Genomic DNA, 22,405 nt, shown 5'->3' with positions numbered 1-22,405 from the left:
TTATAACATAAAAATTAATAATCTACTTTTACAAATTATTAAAAATACATTTCAGAAGCTTAACAAATAACTCACAATCAGCATTGTTATAAAGCTGTTGCTACAAAATTAATAAGCATTTTCTCATTATAAAACAAAAATGCTATTGTTATAGCATTCTACAGCCAGTTTGTGATATTTAAATAAAAAATATAACAGGATTAATAAGCTATTTTAACATTACATGTTTTAAAATATGCAGCTCAATAATCAACGAGTATTACAATTTTATATTGCACAATTTATTTAAACATATAGTAAAAATAATATCGCTAGAATCCATAAATTATTACTTTTATATTAACTGTATATAATTTACTATAGAAATATACATTGCTATACTTAAGTTTAAAATTAACTTCTTAGCTAAAATTGTAATTAAAGTAACAAAATTTTCTCTTATTTTTTGCATTACTTTAATATTGCACACAGTATTTGCATAGTACTTAAGTGTTTACACTATTACCAGCTTCCATAATATACAAGTTTATATCAACGATCTGCTTTGATTAATGCAATTAACCACACTAGCATTATGTATTTCCGTTAGTATAGAATTATCAGAATAAACATGCAAAACTTTTCTTTTCTTAGTTTTAGTAGTACTATCTGCACAAATATTATTATTGTTGTCGCTACCTGTGCTGTTTAGAAAGTTATTGTTAACATCTCCATATGCATTCTTATAAGCACTTTGATCATTTATCAAGTTACCATTTATATCTTCATGTACATCTTCAAATATTATTAGATCACCATTTAATCGATTTGATAACGCACATTTTACATGTTCACTTATTGCCGCAACTTCATTACTACTTTGATCATTTTGTAAGTCATTGCTTACAGATCCATGGACACCCTCAAATACACTTAGAGAGTCATGTTGTTGACTTGACGATGTATCTCTTACACATTCACCTTGATCATCAAATGCTTGTTCATCACCTTCATACAAAGTATCGTAATACTTAACTCTATTATACTTCATGTAAACACACTTAAGTATAAAAACTAATACCACTGCGATAGGCACAGTTAAAATAAGCATGTTAGTTTTACTAGAAAAAAAAAAACATATTTATATTAATGATTTAATACAATAATAACCCTACTCACTACTAAACTATTATCTCCTTTACATTAATGATGGTTACACATTAAAAATATGATAAGAATTTTTATATAATTTTTGAAACTAATATTACTAAAAATCTAAATAGGATAGTAAGTTATATTATAATTTTATTATTACTACTTTCTACTTTAGTATTTAATAGTTAATTTTCATAACATTTAAAGTAAAGAATTATTAATAAAAATATAACAATTAGACGTGATTTTGTCAATAAAAATTAATTTTTTAGTTCTTATATTAAAAATCCACAAATTATTTATTAAATAATAGAAATTTACTATACAAAAAACTAATCTACTATCTTTAAAGCCTGTATAAATGCATTATGCGGAACATTGACATTACCTATAGACTTCAATTTTTTCTTTCCTTTTTTCTGTTTTTCTAATAATTTCATTCTTCTAGTAACATCCCCGCCATACAACTTTGCTGTGACATCCTTACGATATGGAGAAATAGTTTCACGAGCAATAACCCTACCACCTATTGCTGCCTGGATCGCAATTTTGTATTGTTGTCTCGGAATTAAATCTTTTAATCTAAGACATATTTCACGTCCTCTTTGCTCTACCTTACTTTTATGAATAATGCATGCAAGAGCATCAACAGGTTCAGAATTTATCAAAATACTTAACTTAGCAATTTCACTGTCTAAATATTCATCCATCTCCCAATCCAAACTAGCATAGCCTTTAGATAGAGACTTTATCCTATCATAAAAATCAAAAACTACTTCAGATAAAGGAAGTCTATACTTTAATAATGCAGTATTTCCTGAATATGATAAATCTAATTTCTCACCTCTCTTGTTATTACATAGTGACATAATAACACCTAAATATTGATCTGGTACCATAATAGTCGCGCAAATCCATGGCTCTTTAATATTAGCAATATTTTGAGTTTCACTAAAATCATGTGGATTATGAACTTCACGAACATCACCATTTTTAGTAGTAACTTTATAAATTACACCTGGAGCTGTAGCTGTTAGATCTAAATTAAATTCTCTTTCTAATCTTTCTTGAATAACTTCTAAATGTAACATTCCTAAAAAGCCGCAACGAAATCCATACCCAAGTGCATTTGATACTTCTATTTCAAAAGTGAAACTCGCATCATTAAGTTGTAATTTTTTTAAGGCTTCACGTAACCTGTCAAACTCACCAGCTTCATTTGGGAAAATACTACAAAACACTACAGGATGAATTGTTCGAAAACCAGGAAGCGGCTCATCACACTTTCTCTGTTCTTCAGTAATAGTATCACCTATTCTACAATCTGATAATTCTTTAATAGATGCAGTAATAAACCCTATCTCACCTACTGAAAGTTGATCAACAATTTTTTTATGAGGAGTAAAAATACCTACATTATCAACTTGATATACAGCATTACTTGACATCATAACAATCTTCATACCTTTTTTTATTACACCATCTTTAATACGTAATAAAATTACTATACCTAGATATGTATCATACCAAGTATCAACTAATATAGCTTTCAATGGACCATCTGATTTCCCACATGGAGATGGCAATCTAGAAATGATAGCTTCTAATACATCTTGTATACCAACACCCGACTTTGCTGATACAAGTAGTGATTCACTTGCATCAATTCCTATCATATCTTCTATCTGTAACTTCACCTTTTCTGGGTCTGAAGATGCCAAATCTATTTTATTTAACACTGGAATAATTTCATGATCACTATCTATAGCTTTATATACATTTGCTAAAGTCTGTGCTTCAACTCCTTGGCTACTATCTACAACAAGCAATGAACCTTCACAAGCAGCTAAACTTCTACTAACTTCATATGAAAAATCCACATGTCCTGGAGTATCCATTAAATTTAAATAATATATTTGTCCATTTTTAGCTTTGTATACTAATCTTACAGTTTGTGCTTTAATCGTAATTCCACGTTCCCTTTCAATATCCATAGAATCAAGTACTTGATCTTTCATTTCCCGTTTATCCAACCCATTACATTCCTCTATTAATCGATCAGCTAACGTAGATTTACCATGATCAATATGAGCTATTATAGCAAAATTTCTTATATTAGTTTCATCCATACAATTCATCCTCACATTCTTATATAGCTCTATAACTTACTACACTTTAAAGTAATAATCTCAAAAGTAACAGGGATATTAACTTTATCTATTGAAAAATATTGTTTATAATTTTCAAAAACCTTTCTAATAACAGTCCTACTCAAAGGATATTTATTCCTATTATACAATACATTACCTTCCCCCATATTTCTTAAATCTTTAAATAAAGTATATATATCATCATACTCTACCTCAATAGTATTAACATCTACTACAATATCAGAATATCCAGTTTTTTGTAATAAAGAAACAATATCTTGAACACCAATAAAAGGCAAAATTCTAGGTGCAACACCAAAATCCATTTCTGCCCTAATTATTGAATGTTTTAGTTCATAAAGAGTTTTACTCCCAAACAACGCAGCAAGAAAAATTCCTTTGCGTTTCATAATATTATATATATTTAACAATATATTAAACAAATTATTGACATTATGTAATGATACATTGCTAACAACAATATCAAAAACATTACTACAAAAAGGTAATGCTTCTTCATCAGCCACTACCTTATAATTACCTTGTGCATTACACAATATACAAGATGATAGATCACACTGAATTATTTGATCATGAGAAGATACTACTTTTCTTAGCAATAAATCTTCACTAAAAGTATTACTCCTAACACCAATATTTAAAATTAACCCACTAGTTAGTGAAAAAAAACTAAGCTTATCTAATAAAAGATCACTAATCTCAGAGAATACAAAATTATTATTCTTATTGTAAGATAGCCTTTCCCTATAAAGCCTTACAAGACTACGATCAAAAATAAGCATAAATCTTTATAGGTATAGCAAACTTAATTAAAAAAACCTAGGCTTTCTAGGGACACCATGATCATTTCTACTATTACTGAATGAACGATTATTATTTCCAAAGTCATTTGAATGTAAATCTTCACGATAATAATTAGATCCATTACTATTGCGACGTGATGATCTACTACCACCACTACGCCTTTTTTCATGACTACCATGTCTATTGCCACTATAGCCTTCTTTAAACCCACTGCCACTACTAGAAGTACCAGATGATGAATCATCAGAAAAACTACTTTTTCTTACATTATAAAGTTCACCATCTATAGGCTCTCCAGTTTCTTGATCTACCCTACGCATAGACAATTGAACATGTTCACGATCTATACCAATAACCAATACCTTTACTTTATCATTTACAGAAATTACGCTACCTACCGCACTAATATGTTCATTCCTTATTTCACTAATATGTATCAAGCCTCTCTTACCACCTAAGAAGCTAACAAAAGCACCAAACTTCACAATTTCAACAACAGTCCCTTCAAAAACCTTACCTATCTCTGGCTCAGTTACAATATCCATTATCATACTTTTAGCATATTCTACTGCTTCATTATTAATAGCATATATCATAACAGTGCCATCTTGTATTATTTCAATCTTTGCACCTGTTTTCTCACAGATATCACGTATATTTTTTCCTCCACTACCTATCACATTACGAATTTTATCCTTATTTATAAAAATAGACTCTATTCTGGGAGCATGGTTTTTTATACTATCACGAGATTCTTGTATCACCGCATTCATCTTACTTAAAATATGGATCCTACCATCTTTAGCTTGAAGTAATGCTCTTTCAATCACATCAACACTAATACCAGATATTTTCATATCCATTTGCAAAGCAGTAACACCTGCAGCAGTACCAGCTACTTTGAAATCCATATCGCCAAGGTAATCTTCATCACCTAATATATCTGATAATATTATAAATTTATCACCTTCTTTAATAAGTCCCATTGCAATACCAGCAACAGGAGATTTTATCGGTACACCAGTATCCATTAAAGCCAAAGATGCACCACAAACAGTAGCCATTGAAGAAGAACCATCTGATTCAGTAATTTCAGAAACTACTCTAATAGTATATGGAAAATCTGATTTTTCAGGTAATACATAACGAATTGCTCTCCAAGCAAGTTTACCATGACCTATCTCTCTTCTACCAGGAGCACGCAAAGCTGCCGATTCACCTACTGCATAGGGAGGAAAATTATAATGCAATAAAAAATTCTCTCTTCTATCACCATCTAAATCATCAACTATTTGCTCATCTTGAGGTGTACCTAGTGCAGTAACAACCAATGCCTGAGTATTACCTCTAGTAAACAAAGCAGAACCATGAGCTTTAGGTAATACATCTACCTCAATTTCTATATTACGTATTTCATCAAACGCACGGCCATCTATTCTAGAAGAAGTTTCTATAATTTGAGACCTTACTAATGACCTTTCAAAGGATTTTAACGCACTAACTATATCTTGATTATCACATTCCACATTATCAACACTACACTTCTCTGCAAAATCAGAAAGTACTTTATCTCTTAATTCTTCTAATTTCAGTACTCTTTCTTTCTTTACAGTATTTGCATATGCTAAACTAAAATCCTGTTTATAAGAAGATTCTATATAATTTACAATTGGACCAATATCATGAGGAATAAATTCAATAGGTTGTACACCTTTCTCTTCACTAAATTCTTTAATCAAATTAATAACTTCTTGACAATTCTGATGCCCAAATGTAATCGCTCTTAACATTTGAGATTCAGATAATTCAGAAGCTTCAGATTCAACCATTAAAACAGAGTCTTCATTACCTGACAAAAATAAATCCAAAGAACTGCATAACATATCATCAGCAGATGCATTTAATAAATATTTATCTTCAGACGGTAAATAACCAATTCTTACACCAGCTACTAAACCATTAAAAGGAACACCAGATATAGATAAAGCTGCAGTTGCACCAATTAGTGCAGTAACTTCAGGAGGAGTAACTGTGTCATATGAAAGTAAATTACATACTATACTAACCTCATCGTAAAACCCAGAAGGAAATAGAGGCCTTATACTTCTATCAATTAAACGAGAGATTAAAGTCTCTCTATCAGATGGTTTCCCTTCTCTTTTTAAAAAACCACCGGGAATTTTACCTACAGCATAACTTTTTGCAACAAACTGTACAGTCAAAGGCAGAAAATCTACTGGCTCTTTAGTTTTACCTGTTACTACAGTTGCTAAAACTGTAGTACCAGCATAATTTACCATCACAGCACCATTAGCTTGTCTTGCTATCTTACCACTCTCTAAAATTAAGGTCTTCCCCCCCCATTCTGTAGATTTTCTTATCAAATTAAACATACACAATTTCCTACTTCTTTACTTTTTACAATATTAAATCAGTGAAAAATATCCCTGATACCTAATCTTTTTATTAATGCTAAATATTGATCATCACCATATTTCTTTTTAATATACTGCAACCCATTACGTCTTCTATAAACCAATACCATTAAACCACGTCTACAATGGAAATCTTTTTTATGAGTTTTAAGATGCTCAGTCAAGTTACGTATTCTCTCTGATAAAATTGCACATTGTACAAAAGAAGAACCAGTATCACCTTTCTTAAGGCAATATTCACTTATTAATTCAGATTTTTTCTCACGTGTAATTGACATATTAAAATACCAAATCTCTAACATTAAAAATACGTACTGGCATTACAACACCATTAACTATACTACAAATTGCCACTGGCACATTATCCGTACTGACATAACAGATACCACAATTCCTTATTACACACAAGTTATTTAACTCAATATTTTGACCATTTTTAAGCTTTTTTATCTCAACTTCAGAAAAAAAGTTATTAAGATGTTTAATATCTTGTAAAACATACCACAAAGGTAACAAGTAACTACTTTTACAATTAGAATATAATGCCTTTAACATTTCTAAAGTAATGGCATTTTTTTTTCTAAAACAACCTACTCTTACTCTTTGTAATTTTGCAACATACCCCAAACATCCTAACTTTATCCCCAAATCCCTTGCTATAGAACGAACATATACACCTTTTCTACACGATAAATAAAAATCCGATCTATTATTTTCCACATCAAATGATAATAACTTTAATTCTAAGACATCAACAAATCTAGAACTCAAATTTACATATTGACCATTTCTAGCTAATTCAAAAGCTCTTACACCATTTACATGCACTGCTGAAAAACTAGGAGGCACTTGTTTCAACAACCCTATAAAATCTGGTATTATTTTTTTTATATCTTCTACACAAGGTATTACATCACTTTTATTTATTATTTCTCCTTCTGCATCATCTGTTGTTCTTTGTTCACCCCACTGCACTGTAAACAAATAAGATTTTATCACATCAATAGCATAAGGCATAACCTTTGTAGCCTCACCAATAGCAATAGGCAAAACACCAGAAGCTAAAGGATCTAAAGTACCAGCATGACCAGCTTTTTTAACATTCAAAAATTTTTTTACTAAATTAACTGCATAAGCAGAACTCATACCACATGGCTTATCTAAATTTACCCAACCATACATATAAATAACTATAAAAAACTTACATACTCACAATCAATAAACCAGGGAAACACAAATAGCAAACAGTAGTATTATACTTACAAACTATTATTAATGATAAAAAGAAAAATGTATAAGGTTATTTTATAATAAAATAATACATTAAAAATTCAGTATATTAAGCTAATATCTTGATTTGAAATATTAGCATAATACAATGTATAATATATTCACATCCTAATTCAATATTATTTCAGTATAACACTAAAATTGTATAAAAAATTACTTATTAATAGATAATTACAGATTTTTAAAGAAAGATATTTAACTTTAATATTATTAAAATACACATATTAATAAAGCATTCTATACTAAACACTTAAAACTCTATATGAAATTTAGCCATATAAATTATGGCAAATAATCAGTCTGTTAAGCAGATAACTTCATTTTTATATTAAATTATATAAAAACGCAATTGCAACAAATGAAATCATCTATATACAACAAAATTCGATGCTTTTGACAATTTTATAGTCATTACTTAAATTATCAAAAATTTGTTTACAGATCTCAAATTAAATTATATAGCTATTAATAATAGCACCCTTAGCTCAGCTGGATAGAGTTTTTGACTACGGATCAAAAGGTCGGGCGTTCGAATCGCTCAGGGTGCGCTGTTTTTACTCATTTTAACTATGATCTTCGCAGAAAATTTTATATATTGGATTCCCATCACTAAGAATAAAAAAATAAATTCAATTCCCACAGTAATATCCTACATAAACCCTCAAAGCTAAGCTATGTATTCATTATAAAAAACGAAAACTATTCTTTACTATAACTATATGCTATTATCAATTAACTTACTAAACCACAAAAGATTATGGCTATTATGACAATTAACACATCAGGTCCTATATGTTCTGTAGCTATAATTAGTGAAAATCAAGTCATACATTATGAAGAAAGTACATCTCACAATCAACATTCAGAATCTTTATTTAAACTTATTCATACACTGTTTGATAAATCACAGAACTCATACAGTACTATCTCAGACATTGGTGTAGTGGTAGGTCCAGGAAGTTTCACAGGTATTAGAGTTGGAATAGCAGCCGCTCAAGGAATACACATTGCATCAAATATTACGCTACACGGCATTAGCAATTTAGAGATGCAGGCATATTTAATAGCACAAACAAATAAAAATGAAAATATACTTTCAGTAGTTGAAGTATCTAATAATAAATTCTACTATCAAACTTTTAATCATCAACTTATTCCAACAAGCAAGATACAATTGTTAGACAAAAACCTTAAATGTAACACCCATAAACATTATACACAATCTATCACTGCACCTGATTTTAATGCAAAAACAGCTGCATTAATATTAGCATATAAATTACAAAATAACTTACCTACATTAAGTACAAGTCCTATATATTTTAATACAATATAACTTCTACATTCTCACATTAATATACTCATATTTATCAATAAGGTATCTACTCAAATTACTATTGAAGTAATATGATTATGGACTGAATAAGAAACATTTAAAAATTATCAGTTAAATTTATAAATTTTTTAATAAAATACATATATTGGTATATGAAAACATTTGCATGAGATTTTTTGTCTGATATATTAAACACATTTAATACTTTACGTGTGTATATAAAATGAAATCCAAAGGCCTTTTCGTAAAACCATTACTAATAATTTTAGTGTGTTCTTTAGTATTTATAGCATTTGGAACATCGTTTTTTCCTGGAAATTTTAACAATGATAAATATGTAGCAAAGATTGGTCATGAGAAATTATTACTACAGGATTACACAAATGCTTACCACGATGAGCTAAGGTACATACAGCAAATACTTAATCGTCCACTAACAGAAGAGCAAATTGCTCAATTCAATATTAAACTCTCTGTATTAAATAAACTAATTGAAAACAAAGTATTAACAAAATTTACTGACTCATTAAATCTTAAAGTAGGAGAAAAAAGTATATTAAGTCATATTAAAAGCATAAAGTTCTTCCAAGATGAAAATGGAAATTTTGATAAAACAAAGTTCAATATAGGGTTATCAAATGCAGGACTAACAGAAAGGTTATATATAAACAAATTAGAAAAAGCATTCCCTGTAGCGATGTTAATGAGTTGCTTATTTAGCGGAACACAAAATACTTACATTAAGTATCATCCAGAATTAATAAAGCAAATTTTACAAAATCTGCATCAAGTACGCACTATAGATCTAATAGAAATATCACCATCAACAAATGATATCTCTGTTCCAAGTCTCGATGAGTTGAAAAAGCTATATGAAGAAAAACGCAAAAGTGGTAATCTTACGTTCCCAGAGAATAGAGTCATAGAGTATCTAACAATTAACCACGAAAATTTCATCAATCAAATAAATGTAACACAAGAAGAGATAGATAATGAAATAAAAACTGAAGAATTAGATGAACAAAGAGACATACTAAACTTAGTGTTTAGTACTAAAAATGAAGCTGAATCTGCATTAAAAGCATTAAATGAAGGCACAGATTTCAATGATGTAGTTACAAATATTGCACATACCACTATAGATAATATCACATTAAACAACATTGTAAAAAATACACTTCCTAATGATATAAGGGATAAAGTATTTTCTTTAAAAGAAGGAGATATAAGCCCTATATTACATAGCATGTTTGGATGGCACATTATAAAAATAAAAAACATTCACAAAATATCCACTGAAGACTTACAAGAACTAAGAGAAAAAATTGCTCAAAATATTAAAAAGAAAAAAGCGACTAGTCTCTTAACTACAGAGATTCAATCCATAAATGATAAAATTAACAACGGTACATCTATCAATGAAATAGCAAAATTATATAACTTATCTATAAAAACAATCAATACAGATATTTCAGGCAAAGATCCACTTGGAAACAAAATAAAAATGTCAGAATCAAATGCTGATGCAATAATTTTAGCTGCATTTTCAACACAATTAAATAAACCATCTAATTTCACTGATAATGATGATTATTTTTTTAGTGTAAATGTTACTAAAGTAGAGCCATCAAGAGAAAAAACTTTTGATGAAAGCAAAGAACAATTAGTATATGAATGGCAAAATGATTTAAAATCTCAAAAGTTATCTAAGTTAACACAAGAAGTTGTAGTCAAGCTTAAATCAGGAATAGATATACACAACATTGATGGTGTATTACTGAATTCAAATCAAATGGTTTATAGAAATAGTGTAGCTGCAGTCGACAACCCTGGTCAAAATTACCCGACTGATCTTGTAGATGAAATTTTTAATCTTAAAAAAGGAGAAATCAGCAAGAGTTACCAAAGTACAACAAATTCTTCAGAACAAAAAATGTTGATAGCAGTATTAAAAGACATTAAAAATGCTGATCAAATAAGCAATGCAGATTTTAAAAATATTCAGGAGAGAATTGCAAATGACAATTTAGAATCACTCAAAAATCAACTTATAACATATTTAACAAAAAAATATTCTGTTAAAATAAATCAGCATTTAATTGACAATGTGCGTTAGTCGTAATTTTTAGTCAAATGCTATTTAAAGAACAATATAACTAAGGTATTTATCATCAGTTGATATAACTTTTTTGTATAAGCACTAACACATACATTTTAAATATTTAGCAAGTATTGTAATTGCAAAGATATTCAAATTCATAGAACATTATTAGGTAGTACTTAAACCGTTAAGTTATATACAAAAGATGAGTATAGTTAAAAGTTTATGTAGATGCTAAAAGTATTAATATTAGCACTCGTAGATGTAGGTAAGAGTAATGAAAAGAATTAGAGTCAATGAACAAAATTTCCAGATTCAACAGCATATTACGTAATACTAAAAGTACTAATAATAAATAAATGACTTGAAATTAAATAACGTACAACATTATCAATTCCTTTTTATATAATTAATTAACATTATACTTTTTCTACAATTGATAATGCACTTGCATAAGAATTTGTAGAAAAATATTTTTACAAATAGGAGTTATCAATAAAACAAGTATAATATAGTTAACTCAACACATTAACTTCTTTAAAAATTTTATTGAAAGCATCATTAGAAAGTTATGTAAACAAATGTCTATTATCAAATCAACAAAATACTACAGAATTACTATATTTCCTTCTATATTACAATTCTATACTACAACTCTGCAAAAGCCGATAACGCATTGACAGTAAAAAACATCGAGTATTTGTAAAATCATATTAATAAATACAATTACATAAATCTGCTCAATAACTACAGATATCCAATACACAAGGTTCTATTACTAAATAATTTTCATGTCACATACACTATAATGTAATTAAGCTACATAACTACAACTCATAACACTTTGATCTGAGATTAACCTTACAATCTAATATTAATTTATTCAGACTACAATAACTTATTACATGCATCTAAAATACGGTCACAAGCCTTAGACAAGTGTTCAGTAGAAGTAGCATAAGATATTCTGAAAAACCCTTGTACTCCAAAAGCTTCACCTGGAACTGTAGCAACATTATAATCTTCCAATAAATATCTAGTAAAATCCATACCACTACTTATAACAAAACCATTTTTTGTACTTTTACCCATCAATCCCTTACAGGAAACAAACACATAAAATGCACCTTGAGGTTTTTGTGCACATAGCACTGAAGTATTACTCACCATATCCATCATCATATCACGACGTTTTGCAAATACTTCATTCCTTTCCTTTAGAAATTCCTGATCTCCAGTTAAAGCATGTACTGAAGCAAACTGTGCAATACTATTAGGATTAGTTGTACTTTGTGATTGTATAACAGAAATTGCACTAATAACTTTTGAATCACCAGCTACATACCCAATTCGCCACCCAGTCATTGCATAAGCTTTTGATACACCATTAACTGTAAATACTCTATCATATAAACGTGGTTCTACTTGTGCAATAGTAAAGAACTCAAAATCATCATATACTATCTTTGAATATATATCATCAGTCATAATATATACATTTGGATATTTCAGTAAAACTTCAGCTATACCTTGCAACTCTTCATATGTATACATTAACCCTGTAGGATTATTTGGAGAATTAATAATCAGCCATTTAGTTTTTTCAGTAATCACAGATTCTAGCAAATCAGGAGTTAATTTAAATGTTTCACCGCAATCAACAACTACAGGATTCCCACCAGATATTTTTACTACATCTGGATAAGATACCCAATATGGAGCTGGTATTATTACTTCATCACCATCATTTATAGTAGCCATTAATAAATTATAGATGCATTGCTTAGCCCCACTTCCTACAGAAATTTGATTAACATCATAAGTTAAATTATGATCCTGTTTAAACCTATCAACAATTGCTTTTTTCAACTCAATAATTCCATCAACTGCTGTATACTTAGTTTTACCAGCATTAATCGCATCAATGGCTGCTTGCTTAACGTGTTGTAGTGTATCAAAATCAGGTTCACCAGCACTTAAAGAAATTACATCTACCCCAGACATCTTTAATTTGTGTGCCTGACTTGCAATTTCAAGTGTAGGTGAAGGTTTAATACAACCCATCCTTTCAGCTATAAGCGACATAATTACCCTAATATTTTCTACATAAACAAATTCATTCTAGTATAGCTCAATTAATATTCAACATTATTTGTAATATATATATTACAATAACGTTTCACCCATTACCATACAAAGCTTTTCTAAAAACAAATAAAAAATTAAATAAATATACTAAATCTTATCAAAATAGTAAATAATAATATAAGATCATTCATTCAAAAATGACACTCATATCATAACTTCGCCAAAAATTTGAGAATAAATACTAAACATCACAAAAATGTAACAGTTCTATGAACAGTATTTAAAAAATACAAAGCTCCATATTGTACAACAAGTGATTAATAAAATATAATTACAAAATCATTTAATTATAGTATTAAGTACTATAAGATCGTTGTTAATTTTAACTAACTAGGTAATTTTATGAATCTCATAACAAAACAAGCCATTGACTTTACAGCAAAAGCAGTCATGCCAGATGACAAAATTTGTGAATTAAATTTAAAAGAATATGTTAATGGTAAGTGTGCTATTTTAGTCTTTTATCCAAGAGATTTTACATTTGTATGTCCAACAGAAATTATATCTTTACATAATAGAATACCTCAGTTTATGGAAAAAAACACTGAAATCATTGGTATTAGCACAGACTCCGAATTTTGTCATAGTCACTGGCGTAATGTTAGTGTAAATAAAGGTGGAATTGACAAAATTAGCTTCCCATTAATTGCTGATGATTCACACTTTATTTCAAGTAGTTATGGCGTATTACATAATAACAGCATAGCACTAAGAGCAACTTTTGTAATCGATGATAAATTCATAGTACGTCATCAGTCAATCAATGATCTTCCTATAGGTAGAAATGTAGATGAACTTTTAAGAATCATTGATGCAATAAAGCATCACCAAATCCATGGAGAAGTATGCCCGGCTGGATGGATGATAGGAGACCCAGCAATGGAAGCATCACAACACGGCATAGAAGATTACTTAACATCACACATAGACAATTTAGAAAAAAGCACTATGGATAAATAAATGATACATACACATAATACAAAAGTTTTAATAATAGGATCTGGAGCAGCAGGCTGTACTGCTGCCATATACGCTGCTCGTGCTAATTTAGAACCTATACTAATAACAGGAATGTGTCCTGGAGGACAACTCACAATTACCACAGATGTTGAAAATTTTCCAGGATTTGCACATGCAGTACAAGGACCAGATTTAATGGAACAGATGAAACAACAAGCACATAACTCAGGTGCTAAGGTTATATCTGATGAAATCAAAGAAATACACACAGATGTATACCCTTTTAGATGCATAGGGATATTTGGTGACCAATATATTGCAGAAAGTATTATAATTGCAACAGGAGCACAAGCAAAGTGGCTTAATATAAAAAGCGAAGAAACTTTTAAAGGCAGAGGTGTTTCTGCATGTGCCACATGTGATGGCACATTTTTTACGGGAAGTGACGTTGCTGTAATAGGAGGAGGCAATACAGCTGTTGAAGAAGCATTATATCTAACAAGGCATGCAACAAAAGTATTTTTAGTACATAGAAGGGATAAATTACGAGCTGAACCCATAATGCAGGAGAGACTATTTAATAATAACAAGATACAAGTTATATGGGATAGTGTCGTAGAAGAAATACTTGGAAATCATGAAAATGGTACTGTGGAAGCTGTAGAATTAAAATCTGTCAAAACTGGACAACTTACTACTATCAAAGTAAAAGGAGTATTTATCGCGATAGGACACACACCAAATACACAAATACTAAAAAATAAAGATAATAGTAGTATAGTAGATTTAGATCAAGAAGGATATATAATAACTAAACCTGGCAGTACAATAACTAGTTATCCTGGTATTTTTGCTGCAGGTGATGTACAAGATAAAATATACAGACAAGCTGTTGTCGCTGCAGGTTCTGGGTGTATGGCTGCATTAGAAGCTGCAAAATTTTTATCAGAACATACCATGCATCCAAATTAACAAATACACAACTAATGTAAAAGTTTGATTATTACTTAAAAATATAAAGTTTTTTACATTATAAAGTACAGGTATAAATATTACAAAATATTGATATTTTTCAATGATGTAGTGCAAACTTTATTTAAAATAAGTTTTTAACTCATTACTAGAAGCTATAAAATCTTCATAGTATATAGATATGTTTTTATGTTAAATATCTTCCAACTGATATAGAAATTTTACCTTCATTACATCATAACTATACTTTCTTGTTAAAAATTAAGAGTTTAAACATAAAACATCTGTATAAACTTCAAGAATAACAATCAGTGACACAACATTTTATAATATAGAAATATTAAACTTTCTTAGAATAAGTCCTTGGTTAGATAGAAGTTATAAGACTTTACTAGAACATAATGTGCTTTTGTATCATGAATATTTACCTATAATACTGAATCTTATTACACTACTACTTCTCAAAACTTAATAATTTGTAATACAAAGCATACATATAATCTTCTTATAATAAAACACTAGAACTTTGCAACATGTGATACAAATACTAAACTTACTTTTAAGTAAAACCTGAAATTACCACTAAATTAGACTATAAAGTATACTAGAATATACTATGTTTTAAACAAACAAATATACAGTTAATGTAGAGCTACTAAGACTAGTACATTTCTAGATAAATAATAGCTTATATGTCAAAATAGTATAAGTACTTACGGGTTCCATTGCACAATATAAAAATTTACAAGAAAAATATTATTCATAAATAAACATATACCTTCACATTTACTTTCGACAATGTAAAAAAGCTGCTTAGTTCTTTTTAATACAACTGTAAAATCAACTTTTCTAAAATACAAAATGTTTTTAAGTACATTACTAAAGGTTTTGCAGTGTAATTTTACATAACCACATAAAGTTTAAATAAGAAAGATACAATAACCTATTTCTCAAATATTGATCAGTTTCAGAAGCATTACAAATTAATAACACAATACTGCCATTTCTAATAAATTTAATATATCTCACATTATTCTAATTATAGCTATAATTATATAAGACATACTATTGAACAAAGCTTATGTGAAGCTATATTAACATCATTGCTTATCTGTTAAACCTAGTTAAAAATTACTAGTTATTATACTAGAAAATCATGATTTTCAATAACTTATTACAATTTTGCTCAAAAAAAACAATGCATCTGTAATTATCAGAGGATTGAGGGCTGTTTCTGATTTTGATTATGAATTTCAAATGAGTTGGGTAAATTACAAGTTTACTTCTCAAACTGAAAACATATTTTTTTCAGCATTAGAAAATATTTAAATATCTAATCTTTAAAATGGCACACCACTAAACAACTTAATACTTTTACCATATCATATTATAAGTGAGACATTTCCATTTACTTAAAAAAAAGTAATGAATAACAAAATATTAATTAGAATTCTGATAGAAATTCTTTAAATATTTTTGCACACTTACAGGAACAAAAACACTAATATCTCCATTAAGACGTGCTATCTCCTTAACAAAACTTGAAGAAATAAATTGAGTATCCTCTGAGGCTGGCAAAAATATAGTTTCTATTTTAGGAGTAAGCTTGTAATTTACCCAACTCATTTGAAATTCATAATCAAAATCAGAAACAGCCCTCAATCCTCTGATAATTACAGATGCATTGTTTTCCTGAGCAAAATATACCAGCAAACCATCGAAAATTATAGTTTCTACTGCTATACCTAATAATTGTATTTCATGTTGTATTAATTCTGCACGAACTTCAGCAGAAAAAATTGTATTTTTCACACAATTCCTAGCAACACCTATTATTAATCTATCAACCAAGTTATAAGCTCGCTTTATAATGTCAATATGACCAAAAGTAATTGGATCAAAAGTACCAGGATATATACCTACTTTCACATCAAATTATTAGTTTTATAAAATCACATTGTATCACAATCCTTGCATCAATTTAAGATTATATTTTCACTTGAATAACTAATATTTATAACGTATAATTCATGAACTTATGTTAATTTATAGACTTGTATTAGCATATCATAGATGTCACTTTTTATAGTACAACTGTATGCTGGCTTGATAGCTCAGTCGGTAGAGCAAAGGACTGAAAATCCTTGTGTCGTTGGTTCGATTCCAACTCAAGCCACTTGTCACACACTCCCTATGTTCAGAGTTTAGTTAAGTCTTTGTGGCATGTTATTTATAAACTAATAAGTTATTATTTTATGGGGACTCAATGCGTTATTTTGTATTAATATTATTCTTTTTATTTTCCACATCAGCAATTGGATTAGAAGTAGCATCAAATAAAATGATTGTCGGACTAGTACGCACAGAAAAAGAAACTTACCCTGAAGAATGGACGTTTTCAAATAACATTGCAGAAATGTTAGAAAAATTAGGAGCAGAAGTTATATTATTTGACTACAATACAATCTTAGATTTTAAAAAAATAAAAAACGAATCGCTAGAAGAAGCTAAAAATGATATTTCACTCCTTGCAAAAATAGAATCAGATAAAATTCAAGACGCTGTTCACAACTTTATCAAAGAGAATAAGATTAATAGAATATTTATTCCAGGAAACTATTATAATGTAGACACTGAACCTTATCCACCAACTCCAAACAGGCAACTTGTCACCAATGCAATAGTAAAAATTGTAGAAAGCAACCCAAAAATTCACTTGATAGGGGTGTGTGGAGGACTACAAGGTATAATGCATGCAGTTGGTGTAGAAGTAATCCGTGTAAAAAAGATCGTTACATCTAAAGAAGCTGTAGAAGCACATTCAATTTCAATGCCAGACCCACACAGAAAGAACGTCGGTCTTCACAGATTACGAGTCGCACCTGGAAGTAGGTTATCAAGTATTGTCTCTAAATATGTTAAGCCAGACGACAATGGATGGATTGCAATATACTTCCCAGATGCACATGGAGGTGTAGTAAATAACAGTCAAGAGAATATCAAAAAAATAGAATCTCTTGGATATAAAATAGTAGGATTCTCTGATGACGGTATTATAGAAGCAATTGAAGATAAACACGGAAATATTTTATTTCAAGACCATCCTGAAGCTTTAGCAATTAACGCAATAAAAGGATCTGAAGAGGATGTTAAAGATGATAATGATGTCAAAAAACGCCAAGCAACATTATCAGCAATTGCAATTATAAATGATTTCCTTTATAGAAACTAATAATAGTTGCAAATACATCTATACATTTTTCAGTTCTGTAAGTGCATGTACAAAATTAAGTACACACACTACGTCGTTAATGTACTACTAGCTATAATGAGTAACATGCTATGTACAGTTTGTAAGTATACTAATGCATTTCTAGTGGATCCACACATCAAAAATCATTTAGGTAGTATTAGCAACAAAAACTAAGAGCTTTAATATGTTATGCTTAGTTTATAATACCCTTTGTATTTTTTAACTCTGTAAAAACAGGCATAGATTATGTAAAAATTAAAAATATTATGTAGTATAATACTATTAGCTGCAAAAAACCAACTCTAATGTGATAGTTTGTGATATACTCACGTATTTTTAGTTTCATAGGCATAAGTACAATATAGACTTACATTATGTTAATGTACCTACTATTAGTATAAAACTAAATATAATATACGATGCCCAGTCCTACAATTTTTATTACATAACCATAAACACAAAATATTTAATGCACAAAATATTACTTAGCGTTCCAACTAGCCACAAAAACTTAAAACATAAGATATTACTTTATAGGTACAAATATAAGCATTACAAAAATGATGTTACTAGTCAGAAAAACTCATCTAATACGTGATACCTAGTCCTACAATTTTAATTACATAATCAATAAACACAGAATATTTAGTGTACAAAATATTATACTAATATATTCCTTTAACAGATCCAATATACTTAGTCTGCAAGTACACTAATGTATTGTCTAATTCATAAATATAAGCATACATCATATCAGCATTCAACATACTAGTTACATATTATAAGAGTTATTACCACTTGTGAAAAAAACAAGTAGGATTTTTATTTGCTGTGTAGAAAGTTATAAACCTTGTAATAACTTCTTCTATAAATAATTTAAGAATAAAATTACTATTCTAGCATTATTTAACAAATATCATAGCCATAGAGTGCCAACAGTATTGATTTTATTATATTCACCTATCAACTTGAAAAAAACAAAGACACTCAATTCATTATTACCTAACATTGACTATCACAATTGACTATTGAAAATATATATGATATCTGTGCTACAATTTATATTTAACCAATATTTTTAATGCGTTTATCAAACTACTATATACCAACATTAAAAGAAACACCATCTGATGTGTTAGTAGTATCACATAAGTATTCAATACGTGCAGGGCTCATTAAGCAAATTGCTTCAGGAATATACACTTGGCTCCCACTAGGCCTCAGAGTATTAAGAAATATAGAAAACATTGTTAGAGAAGAGATGGATAAGTCAGGAGCTCTAGAAGTGCTGATGCCATTGATACAACCAGCAAGTTTGTGGAAAGAGTCAGGTAGATATGATGACTATGGATCTGAAATGCTGCGTATTACAGACAGAAATCAAAGAGAAATGCTTTTTGGACCAACTCATGAAGAGGTCATTACTGATACATTAAGAACAACATTAACAAGCCACAAAAATCTACCGCTCACTCTATATCAAATACAATGGAAATTTCGTGATGAACTACGTCCAAGGTACGGTATAATGAGATGTAGAGAATTTCTAATGAAAGACGCATATAGCTTTGACAAAGATTTAAGTGGTGCTATCTTAACATATAATTTAATGTTCAAAACTTATATAAAAATTTTTAGAAAGCTAGGGTTAACTCCAATAGCAGTCAAAGCAGAATCAGGTCCAATAGGTGGAAATTTAAGTCATGAGTTTCACGTATTAGCAAACTCTGGAGAAAGCACTCTATACTATGATCAAGAAATTATAGAGTTAATGAATAGTGATAATATTGACATTGAAAGAATAAAAAATACTTATACTGCAGCAGATGACATGTATGATCCTCAAACTTGCCCTATTCCATCAAATAAGATCAAAATAAGCAAAGGCATAGAGATAGGACATATTTTCTATCTTGGAGATAAATATTCAAAACCAATGAATGCAAATTTTTGTGATAACAATGATTACAAACCTCTGCAAATGGGCTGCTATGGTATAGGAATATCAAGGTTAGTAGCAGCAATAATTGAAGTTTTCCATGATAATAAAGGCATTACATGGCCAGAGGAAATATCACCTTTTAAATTCTATTTAGTTAACTTATATCCATCAAATGATAAATGCATAAAAGTTGCAGAAAATTTACACATACAATTACATGATGATGTATTATATGACGATACAGATGACAGTCCTGGAATAAAATTAACAAGAACAGATTTATTAGGTATGCCATGGCAAATTATAATTGGCAAATCAACAGTAGAACAAGATCTTATTGAAGTAAGGAATAGATTAAATAAGGACAAATTTTTAATCTCTGTAGAGCAATTTTTAAAAAAATTTAAGAAATGATACTAGGCATTGGTACAGATATTGTTTATATTCCACGTATATCAAGTCTGTGGAAAAAGTTTGGTACTAAATTTCTTACTCGTGTGTTTAACCAGAAAGAAATAGAAGATAGTAATAAATACACAAATTTTGATGCACAAGTAAGACACTTCGCAAAACGCTTTGCAGCAAAGGAAGCCTATGTTAAAGCTCTAGGAACAGGTTTTGGTCAATCTATCAAAATGTCAGACATTGTAATATCAAACAATTCACACGGGAAACCGCAAATCACTGTCAGTAATAGTAATCCAATACACAAAATCGAGTTATCAATCAGTGATGAAAAAGACTATGCTATTGCCTTTATAGTTATATACAATGCATAATAAAGCCATGAAGAAACACAGGTATCAAATCAATATAATACAATAAAAAAAGCACCATACTATAAGTCATCAGTATTGCTTAGCAAATACTATGATGATATTAAACTTCTAGTACTTACTTATTATTATAAATAAATTGTGGATTTGAAGAATAAAGCAATTAAACTCACTGTTGTTTAACAATGCTAACCATAATTGACTATTGAAAATATATAAGATACCTAGCTGAAATTTTATTCAATCAATACCTTTAACATATTTAACAAACTACTACAACTAACATTAAGAGAAATATCAACTGACTTATCAGGAGTACCACATCAATGCCAAGTTGTAGAATTTAAAAAACATGTATTATGTAATACATATCATGTTTTATCATAATTAATCATTATATTAGAATAACTGAAGACACAAATACACCAATGAACTTTTCAATACAATGAATAGTGTTATGTAATGTTTTTTTATATATAAAACAAGCACAGTATAAAAAATTATTGTATCTGAAAATATAAAGATGCAATATTAGTTCAGCAAAACTTGAAGGAATATTTTACAAAATTAAATTCATATTTAATTGCAAGTCATGGTTAAAATACTTAATCAATTATTCCACAAATAACTGACAACTCTATAAGTAAAATCCATACTAACAGATAAACATTTAGAAAAGCAAAAAATAAGCTTTTCTATTTAACATTAAAAAAAATGTTTTTTATTACTTAACACATTTAAAATATATGAAACTTCATTCTCATAAAATCATTACCCATCCTGTAAGTAAAACTCTATACAAAACAACAAGTATTCAGAAATACAACAAAGTAAAATTTTCTATGCCATATTAAAAAAATTCATAAAATATATTCCAGTAATACCATACACTAAAACATATGAACCTTAATTATTACATAAATCACTGATCATTCCATAAGTAAAAACTTCACATTAACAGATAAACATCTAGAAAAGCAAAAAATAAGCTTTTCTATTTAACATTAAAAAAATGTTTTTTATTACTTAACACATTTAAAATATATGAAACTTCATTCTCATAAAATCATTACCCATCCTGTA

15 protein-coding genes, 2 tRNA genes and 1 pseudogene are annotated in these 22,405 nt (G+C 28.9%); 10 read left to right on the top strand and 8 right to left on the bottom strand.

The window, feature by feature from the left end; genetic code table 11:
* Window positions 1–526: 526 nt before the first annotated feature.
* The 6 genes from DRF75_RS03680 to truB all read right to left on the bottom strand — a co-directional run bounded on the left by DRF75_RS03680 (window position 527) and on the right by truB (window position 7,726).
* Window positions 527–1,030, bottom strand: coding sequence for a hypothetical protein (locus tag DRF75_RS03680; protein ID WP_045171457.1), 504 nt, complete (start codon window positions 1,028–1,030; stop codon window positions 527–529).
* A 436-nt stretch (window positions 1,031–1,466) separates the two neighbouring features.
* Window positions 1,467–3,263 (bottom strand): translation elongation factor 4, encoded by a 1,797-nt coding sequence (gene lepA / locus DRF75_RS03675; protein WP_129992667.1) that lies wholly within the window; start codon window positions 3,261–3,263, stop codon window positions 1,467–1,469.
* Between the two features lie 29 nt (window positions 3,264–3,292).
* Window positions 3,293–4,087 carry a methyltransferase domain-containing protein gene (locus tag DRF75_RS03670; protein WP_045171455.1) on the bottom strand — a complete coding sequence of 265 codons (795 nt, stop codon included), beginning with the start codon at window positions 4,085–4,087 and terminating at the stop codon, window positions 3,293–3,295.
* A 27-nt stretch (window positions 4,088–4,114) separates the two neighbouring features.
* Window positions 4,115–6,502: a polyribonucleotide nucleotidyltransferase gene (pnp, locus tag DRF75_RS03665; protein WP_045171453.1), complete on the bottom strand. Its 2,388-nt coding sequence runs from the start codon at window positions 6,500–6,502 to the stop codon at window positions 4,115–4,117.
* A 38-nt stretch (window positions 6,503–6,540) separates the two neighbouring features.
* The gene (gene rpsO / locus DRF75_RS03660) at window positions 6,541–6,822 is read right to left on the bottom strand and encodes a 30S ribosomal protein S15 (protein ID WP_011304458.1); all 282 of its coding nucleotides are present in this window, start codon (window positions 6,820–6,822) and stop codon (window positions 6,541–6,543) included.
* 1 nt (window position 6,823) lies between these two features.
* The gene (gene truB / locus DRF75_RS03655; protein WP_129992666.1) at window positions 6,824–7,726 is read right to left on the bottom strand and encodes a tRNA pseudouridine(55) synthase TruB; all 903 of its coding nucleotides are present in this window, start codon (window positions 7,724–7,726) and stop codon (window positions 6,824–6,826) included.
* Between the two features lie 582 nt (window positions 7,727–8,308).
* On the opposite strand from truB, the gene DRF75_RS03650 reads away from it, so the two are divergent.
* The 3 genes from DRF75_RS03650 to DRF75_RS03640 all read left to right on the top strand — a co-directional run bounded on the left by DRF75_RS03650 (window position 8,309) and on the right by DRF75_RS03640 (window position 11,286).
* Window positions 8,309–8,382: transfer RNA gene (locus tag DRF75_RS03650), tRNA-Arg, on the top strand.
* 218 nt (window positions 8,383–8,600) lie between these two features.
* Window positions 8,601–9,170, top strand: a complete 570-nt coding sequence (gene tsaB / locus DRF75_RS03645; RefSeq protein WP_240729892.1) for a tRNA (adenosine(37)-N6)-threonylcarbamoyltransferase complex dimerization subunit type 1 TsaB — start codon at window positions 8,601–8,603, stop codon at window positions 9,168–9,170.
* 223 nt (window positions 9,171–9,393) lie between these two features.
* Window positions 9,394–11,286, top strand: coding sequence for a peptidylprolyl isomerase (locus DRF75_RS03640; protein ID WP_045171448.1), 1,893 nt, complete (start codon window positions 9,394–9,396; stop codon window positions 11,284–11,286).
* 873 nt (window positions 11,287–12,159) lie between these two features.
* On the opposite strand, the gene DRF75_RS03635 is transcribed toward DRF75_RS03640, so the two are convergent.
* On the bottom strand, window positions 12,160–13,356 hold the full coding sequence (locus DRF75_RS03635; RefSeq protein ID WP_129992665.1) for a pyridoxal phosphate-dependent aminotransferase: 1,197 nt from the start codon (window positions 13,354–13,356) through the stop codon (window positions 12,160–12,162).
* A gap of 405 nt (window positions 13,357–13,761) precedes the next feature.
* On the opposite strand from DRF75_RS03635, the gene DRF75_RS03630 reads away from it, so the two are divergent.
* From DRF75_RS03630 to DRF75_RS05250, 3 genes and pseudogenes are all read left to right on the top strand, one after another.
* The gene (locus DRF75_RS03630) at window positions 13,762–14,379 is read left to right on the top strand and encodes a peroxiredoxin (RefSeq protein ID WP_045171446.1); all 618 of its coding nucleotides are present in this window, start codon (window positions 13,762–13,764) and stop codon (window positions 14,377–14,379) included.
* A complete protein-coding gene (gene trxB, locus DRF75_RS03625; RefSeq protein WP_045171445.1) occupies window positions 14,380–15,351 on the top strand; it encodes a thioredoxin-disulfide reductase in 972 nt (323 codons plus the stop codon).
* A gap of 1,170 nt (window positions 15,352–16,521) precedes the next feature.
* Window positions 16,522–16,674 (top strand): annotated as a pseudogene (locus DRF75_RS05250) (pantetheine-phosphate adenylyltransferase); the annotation flags it as partial.
* A 117-nt stretch (window positions 16,675–16,791) separates the two neighbouring features.
* Here the strand turns inward: DRF75_RS05250 and coaD are convergent.
* Window positions 16,792–17,280 (bottom strand): pantetheine-phosphate adenylyltransferase, encoded by a 489-nt coding sequence (gene coaD / locus DRF75_RS03615; protein WP_045171444.1) that lies wholly within the window; start codon window positions 17,278–17,280, stop codon window positions 16,792–16,794.
* 174 nt (window positions 17,281–17,454) lie between these two features.
* Between coaD and DRF75_RS03610 the strand changes: the two genes are divergently transcribed.
* The 4 genes from DRF75_RS03610 to DRF75_RS03595 all read left to right on the top strand — a co-directional run bounded on the left by DRF75_RS03610 (window position 17,455) and on the right by DRF75_RS03595 (window position 21,325).
* Window positions 17,455–17,527, top strand: a tRNA-Phe gene (locus DRF75_RS03610).
* A gap of 90 nt (window positions 17,528–17,617) precedes the next feature.
* A complete protein-coding gene (locus tag DRF75_RS03605; RefSeq protein ID WP_052453682.1) occupies window positions 17,618–18,583 on the top strand; it encodes a glutamine amidotransferase-related protein in 966 nt (321 codons plus the stop codon).
* Between the two features lie 1,102 nt (window positions 18,584–19,685).
* A complete protein-coding gene (gene proS, locus DRF75_RS03600) occupies window positions 19,686–20,960 on the top strand; it encodes a proline--tRNA ligase (RefSeq protein ID WP_045171443.1) in 1,275 nt (424 codons plus the stop codon).
* On the top strand, window positions 20,957–21,325 hold the full coding sequence (locus DRF75_RS03595) for a holo-[acyl-carrier-protein] synthase (RefSeq protein ID WP_129992664.1): 369 nt from the start codon (window positions 20,957–20,959) through the stop codon (window positions 21,323–21,325). Before proS ends, DRF75_RS03595 begins: the two co-directional genes overlap by 4 nt.
* Window positions 21,326–22,405 lie beyond the last annotated feature (1,080 nt).

Origin of the sequence: Ehrlichia minasensis, from assembly GCF_004181775.1 — a bacterium.
Classification (GTDB): Bacteria; Pseudomonadota; Alphaproteobacteria; order Rickettsiales; family Anaplasmataceae; genus Ehrlichia; species Ehrlichia minasensis.
Note: the sequence above shows the minus strand (reverse complement) of the source record. Positions and strands in the feature narration are given on the sequence as shown.